This window comes from Clostridium sp. (assembly GCF_017888565.1).
Taxonomy (GTDB): Bacteria; Bacillota; Clostridia; order Clostridiales; family Clostridiaceae; genus Clostridium.
Window position 1 is genome coordinate 1 of the sequence record NZ_JAGHFX010000027.1, and the last position, 6316, is coordinate 6316.

General features: G+C 29.3%; 8 protein-coding genes. All 8 read right to left on the reverse strand.

The annotated features are described in order from the left end of the window. A partial coding sequence (locus J7M87_RS04845) for an ATP-binding cassette domain-containing protein (protein ID WP_291649237.1) occupies positions 1 to 169 on the reverse strand: 169 nt, incomplete at its 3' end. Between the two features lie 74 nt (positions 170 to 243). Then, positions 244 to 1338 carry a BMP family ABC transporter substrate-binding protein gene (locus J7M87_RS04850; protein ID WP_291649227.1) on the reverse strand — a complete coding sequence of 365 codons (1095 nt, stop codon included), beginning with the start codon at positions 1336 to 1338 and terminating at the stop codon, positions 244 to 246. A 110-nt stretch (positions 1339 to 1448) separates the two neighbouring features. Further along, a complete protein-coding gene (locus J7M87_RS04855) occupies positions 1449 to 2468 on the reverse strand; it encodes a LacI family DNA-binding transcriptional regulator (protein ID WP_291649229.1) in 1020 nt (339 codons plus the stop codon). Positions 2469 to 2725: 257 nt separating this feature from the next. Beyond that, complete coding sequence (gene deoC / locus J7M87_RS04860) at positions 2726 to 3391, reverse strand: deoxyribose-phosphate aldolase (RefSeq protein ID WP_291649230.1); 666 nt, start codon at positions 3389 to 3391, stop codon at positions 2726 to 2728. A gap of 22 nt (positions 3392 to 3413) precedes the next feature. Continuing rightward, positions 3414 to 4718: a pyrimidine-nucleoside phosphorylase gene (locus J7M87_RS04865; protein WP_291649232.1), complete on the reverse strand. Its 1305-nt coding sequence runs from the start codon at positions 4716 to 4718 to the stop codon at positions 3414 to 3416. Between the two features lie 14 nt (positions 4719 to 4732). Continuing rightward, positions 4733 to 5812: a BMP family ABC transporter substrate-binding protein gene (locus tag J7M87_RS04870; protein WP_291649235.1), complete on the reverse strand. Its 1080-nt coding sequence runs from the start codon at positions 5810 to 5812 to the stop codon at positions 4733 to 4735. A gap of 205 nt (positions 5813 to 6017) precedes the next feature. Continuing rightward, entirely contained in the window at positions 6018 to 6206 is a 189-nt protein-coding gene (locus J7M87_RS04875; RefSeq protein WP_291649239.1) for a helix-turn-helix transcriptional regulator, read from the reverse strand. Positions 6207 to 6231: 25 nt separating this feature from the next. After that, positions 6232 to 6316: IS3 family transposase (locus J7M87_RS04880; RefSeq protein WP_291648866.1), on the reverse strand; the 85-nt coding region annotated here is incomplete at its 5' end.

Sequence of the window (6316 nt, forward strand, 5' to 3'; positions counted from 1 at the left end):
CTGGTTGATACATCCCAAAAAGCATTCCCATTAATGTAGATTTTCCTGCACCATTTTCACCTAAAAGAGCATGAACTTCACCTTTTTTTAGTTGTAATGTTACATTATCATTTGCTACAATTCCTGGAAATTCTTTTCGAATGTTAAGCATTTCTACTACATACTCCATATAATTCACCGCTTTCCTCTTTTCATATTTTTAAGGAAATTTAAAGGCTTAGCCTTTAAATTTCCTTATATAAATTATTTAATTAAATCACCTTGTTCAGCTGATACTTTAATTTTACCTTCTTTGATTTGATTGAATATTTCATCAACCTTCTCTGTAGTTTCTTTACTTAAGTTTGGATTTTCTTTTGGAAGACCTATACCATCATTTTTAGCATCAAACATTAAAGTTTTTCCACCTTGGAATTTTCCATCTAATTCATCTTTTATCATATCAAAAGTAGCTGTATCGATTTTCTTCATAGCAGAAGTTAAAATGATTGATTTATCATCCTTGTATATACCATCTGCATATTGGTCAACGTCAACTCCTATTATCCAAGCTTCCTCTTCCTTACCTGCTCTATCTTTAGCTTCCTTTATAGCTCCAACACCAACTCCTCCAGCTGCTGTAAAGATAGCTTTAACTCCATTATCAAACATAGTTGCTGCTAATTGTTGTCCTGCTGCTACGTTATCAAATGTACCTTGGTAAACTACATTTTCTGCTTTAATATTCATTTTTGTATTTAAATTTTCATTAGCATATTTAACACCTTGTTGGAATCCCCAGTTAAACTTTTGAACTGAAGGGATTTCCATACCACCTATAAATCCTAATTCACCTTCTTTTAATTGAAGAGAGGCTGCTACCCCAGCCAAGAATCCTGCTTCTTGTTCAGCAAAGAATATGGCTACTGTATTTTCTGCTACAACTGGATTAAAGTCTCCATTGTGTGGATTACCATCTAATATTACAAATTTAGCATCTTTATATTTTTCTTGAGCTTTAAATATTGCTGTTTCAAATTTGAATCCAGGAGTAACTATAAATTTATAACCTGTATCATATAGATTTCCAATTTCCTTCATGTAATCTGCTTCTGTAGTTCCAGCTGGCTTTAAGTAATTGTTTTCAATTTTCAATTCAGCTTTAGCTTTTTCTATACCTTCCCAAGTACCTTGGTTAAATGATTTGTCATCAATAGTACCTGCATCAGTAACCATACCTACTTTTAAATCTTTTTTTACTTCCCCTTCTCCTTCATTACCATTACCATTACTACCACACCCTACAAGTCCAGTAACCATAAGAGCTGCAAGTGTTAGTGCTATTAGCTTTTTTTTCATAATAATCCCTCCATAAAATAATATATAGCAATCTTTGATATACAAAGAAGTGCGTCGTTTAAATAATAACTAATCATTGATACCGCTTACAAATAAGATTAAATTTTCACTTAATCAAACTTACCTTCTGAGCCATTTGAAATCAGCTTAGGTGGTATTTTTATTCTTTTTATTTTATTCTTTTCATTAGATTCCAATATGTCTAGAAGTAGCCTTATAGAAGATTGTCCTAATTCCATTGGAGAGTCTTCTATATAAGTTAAATTAATTCCTACTATATCTATAAGATCAATTTTATTGAACCCAATTAAAGCTATATCCTTAGGAATCTTCTTGTTTCTTTCAAATAGAGTTTTAACAACCCCTAAAGTCATTCTATTACTACATGAAATTATTGCAGTAGGTGGATCTTGCATATCTAAAAATTCTTTAGTTAATTCATACGCTCTATCTAAACTAAAATTTCCTTCTTTTATATAATCATCCATAATTGAAATATTATTTTCTATCAATGCCTTTTTATATCCATTAAGTCTATTTACTGCTGAACTTGAACTTATTATTCCAGTTATTATTCCTATCTTCTTATGACCTTTATGTATTAATAACTTTGTAGCATCATATCCACCTTTTATATCATCAACAAACACTCCATTTAACTCTATATAATTTAAATCCGCAGAAACTAATACAATAGGTATATTTATGCTATTTATCATATCGGTAAATATATCTTGAAACTCAGTATCTCCAAATCCAGGAGTCATTATAACACCTTTTAATCTGTGTTTTTTTACTTCATCTAGTGCTTTTATTTCACTTTTTATATCATTATTTGTATTAAATAATATTATGTTTAAGCCAACTTCTTCTGCAATTTTACTTATACCCTTTATTATCTCACCAAAATACGAATTTGTTATATCCGGAACTATTATCCCTATAGTGCTTGTCTCTCTTTTAGAAAGACTTCTTGCTATTGCACTTGGAACATAATTCATTTCTTCAATAACTTTTAGAACCTTTTCTTTTGTCTCATCTTTTACATAAGATGAATTATTTAATACCCTAGATATCGTTGCAGAAGATACACCTGCTTTTTTTGCTATATCATCTATAGTTACTGCCATTTAATTTCTCCTTATGCATCTGTTATTAAAATTAATAAATTTCTCCTATATGCATATTATATATCTAATTTATTCATTTTTACTAGTCCTAAATTCTAATAAATATAAATTTTGATATTTTTTTCTAAATCACGCACTATGATAATAAGATCTCCTGTCTTTTATTAAATTTCTCTATAAATAATAGTAATATCAGCCATCAACTATTAAAATACCCTTATTATATTAAAATTTAACTATTATCAAATCAAAAGTATTTAATATCCAATAATTTCTTCATTATTCATTATTTTAACTATAGAACTTGTACCTAGTCTTGAGGCTCCTTTCTCTATAAACTCTTTTGCTTTTTCAATACTCTTTACTCCACCAGCAGCCTTAATCTTTATATCTTTTCCAACATACTTTTTAAATAATTCTATATCTTCAATAGTCGCTCCGCCAGTACTAAAACCAGTGGATGTTTTTATAAAGTCTGCTCCAGCATTTGTAACACAATCACATAATTCAATCTTTTCCTCTTCAGTTAAAAGGCAAGTTTCTATTATTACTTTTAATATTTTATTTTCACATGCTTCTTTTATTTGTTTTATTTCGTTAGTTATATATTCATAGTCCTTTTCCTTTACCATTCCTATATTTATTACCATGTCAATTTCATCGGCTCCCTTTTGTATAGCATCTCTTGTTTCAAAAACTTTTACCTCTGTTGTATTATACCCATTAGGGAATCCTATTACAGTACATATATTTAAAGCTTCTCCAACATACTCTTTTGCTCTTTTCACAAAAGAAGGTGGAATACATACTGATGCAACTTCATATTTCATTCCATCGTCACATATAACTTTTATTTCATCCCATGTAGATGTTTGTAAAAGTAGTGTATGATCAACTGTTTTTAATATATCCTTCATATTCATTTCTATATCCGACCTCCTTTACTTACTCAATTATCTTGTGTATTATATCTGCTTTAGCTGGCTTTTTATTAGACATTGTATAAGCTGATAAAAGCATCTCTTCAGATTTTTCAACCCTACTCATATCACTTGTATATATAGTAGCTAGTATATCGCCTTTATTCACATAACTTCCCATCTTTTTAACTAATATTATTCCAGCACCATAATCTATTACATCATCCTTCGTCTCTCTTCCTGCCCCTGCTAATAATGAAGCTATTCCTACTTTTTCTGCATTTAATTCATATACATAACCCTCTTCTTGAGCTTTTACTTGATGAACTATTTCCGCAATAGTAAATAGCTTCTTATCATCTATAACTCTTATATCTCCACTTTGATTAGCTACAAGCTCTTTTAATTTTTCAAGGGCTTTTCCATTCTTAAGAACTTCCTCTAAAATAGCTCTTCCTTTATTTACATCTGCCTCTATATTAGATAACTTAAGCATTTGAGCACCAAGTTTTAAACATAACTCCCTTAAATCTTCTGGACCTCTATCACTTAAAACTTCTATTACTTCTTGAATTTCCAATGCATTTCCTATTGCATATCCTAAAGGTTCTCCATTTAAAGTTATAGCTGCTGATGTATTTCTATTTAAGCCCTTACCTATAGAAACCATAGCTTCTGCAAGCTTTTCAGCATCTTCCTTAGTTTTCATAAATGCTCCATCCCCATATTTAACATCTAATAATATGGCATCTGAGCCTGAAGCAATTTTTTTGCTCATTATACTAGCTGCTATCAAAGGAATACTATCTATAGTGGCAGTAACATCTCTAAGTGCATATATTTTCTTATCGGCAGGTACTATATTTTGTGTTTGTCCCGCTATTACAAGTCCTGATTTATTAACAAATTTTATAAAGTTTTCTTTTGATACATTTATATCAAATCCCGGTATTGCTTCAAGCTTATCTAAAGTTCCTCCCGTATGTCCTAGGCCTCTTCCTGATAATTTAGCAACCTTTCCTCCTGCTGCAGCAACCATAGGTACTAATATTAAAGATGTTTTATCTCCAACTCCACCAGTACTATGTTTATCAACTTTTATTCCACTTATTTCACTTAAATCAACAACATCTCCTGATTTAATCATAGCCATTGTTAAATTTACTGTTTCTTCTTTACTAAATCCATTTAAATAAATCGCCATTAATAATGCTGATGTTTGGTAATCTGTAACTTCACCTTTGGTATAACCTTCTACAAAAAATTCTATTTCCTCTTTACTTAATTCTTTTTTATCTCTCTTTTTTGCAATAATATCAAAAGCTCTCATACTAAAACCTCCATTTAATCTTCGTATTTATTTAATTTAACCCAAGCTTCAAGTTCTTTTTTATTCTTAGGTATAGTTAATTCATCATTTACTATTTTTGATTTAATTTTATTAACTGTTTTCATAACCATTGGATCTAATTCTACTTCTGACCCTTCTCTAGTAATATCTATAATCCCCTCTTTTAATCCAGATAAATGTACTCCATCATTCCAAGTATTATCATTCATATATTTAATTTCATTAAATATAATTTGATTCATATATCTTGTAGCTGTAGATATTATAACGCTAGGATCAAAATAATTTTGATTTTCATCTACTCCAAAAGCGTATCCGCCACTTTCCTTAGCTGCTGAGAATACCCCAAGCCCTGATGCTCCAGCTAAGTGTTGTATATATTTAACACCTTTGCTATACATCAATAATGCAGTTTCTCTAGCTTTAAGTGGATTTTTAAAATCGTTTACTGCTGCGGTCATAACTTCCCCATCTGGATTAATATATTTAAATCCAGCTTCAAAACCTATTGCACCTTCTCTTAAATGCGGAACTTCCATTCCTAATATTATTCCCGCCTTACTCATATATCCTATTTTTTCATACTCTTCTTTACTTAATATTCCTGAAATAACTCCGTTTAAAAATGCTTGTTCTTCCCATCTTGTATAGATAGAGCTTATATTCTTAGCATCAATTTTTGAATCTATTAAAGTAAACTTTTGATTAGGATATTTTTTTGAAACCGCTTTCACATCACCTTCTTGTTCAGGACCAACAGCAATTATTAATTGATATTTTTCTGTTTGTGCAAATTCCATTATACTTTTTTCATATTCTTCAGGATATATAGGTTCTGCATAATCAAATTCTACACCTAACTCCTTCTGCGCTTTTAACAAACCATCATAAATTAAATCATTAAAAGACTTATCTCCTAATCCACTTCCAGTAAAAATAACTGCTACTTTTAAGCTTCTTTCTTCTTTTGTTTTTAAGCTATTATTCATATTAACACCTAAGGATGCTACAAAAACTATTGTTATAATTAATATTAATGTTGCCATCAATATTATATTTAACTTTTTAATCATTTAATCTCCTCTTATAGTGGATAATAACCTACAATATCTTTTATTCAATATAATTATACATAAATAAAATCTTAGTTTATATAAAGAATATTGATATTGAATATAATTATTTGGACATAATTTTATTATCATTTCATTATTACTTATCATATATTTGTAAAATATTGATTTTTTATTATTTATTTGACATTTCGTTATAACATTATCAATATCTATCTTCTTCTGGTGAAATTCCTGTGTACTTTTTATAATTTTTAGAAAAATATCCTGCATTAGAATAGCCTACTTCTAAAGCAATTTGAGATATTTTCATATCTGTATTTTTTATTAGCTCTTTAGCTTTCTTTATTCTATAAATAGTTAAATAAGTACTAAAATTTAAACTGGTCCCTATGTCAAGGACATTTTAAAAAAGAGAGTTAGGAAGCTAAGAGCTGATTTCTGTATTGAACAGGAGTCAGCTTTTTTAAGTTCCACTGACAACGGTCATTATTATAATAATCA

Excerpts from the sequence above, each read along its gene's own strand:
- J7M87_RS04850 (WP_291649227.1), bottom strand. The coding sequence starts at position 1,338 with ATGAAAAAAAAGCTAATAGCACTAACACTTGCAGCTCTTATGGTTACT.
- J7M87_RS04855 (WP_291649229.1), bottom strand. The coding sequence starts at position 2,468 with ATGGCAGTAACTATAGATGATATAGCAAAAAAAGCAGGTGTATCTTCT.
- deoC (WP_291649230.1), bottom strand. The coding sequence starts at position 3,391 with ATGAATATGAAGGATATATTAAAAACAGTTGATCATACACTACTTTTA.
- J7M87_RS04865 (WP_291649232.1), bottom strand. The coding sequence starts at position 4,718 with ATGAGAGCTTTTGATATTATTGCAAAAAAGAGAGATAAAAAAGAATTA.
- J7M87_RS04870 (WP_291649235.1), bottom strand. The coding sequence starts at position 5,812 with ATGATTAAAAAGTTAAATATAATATTGATGGCAACATTAATATTAATT.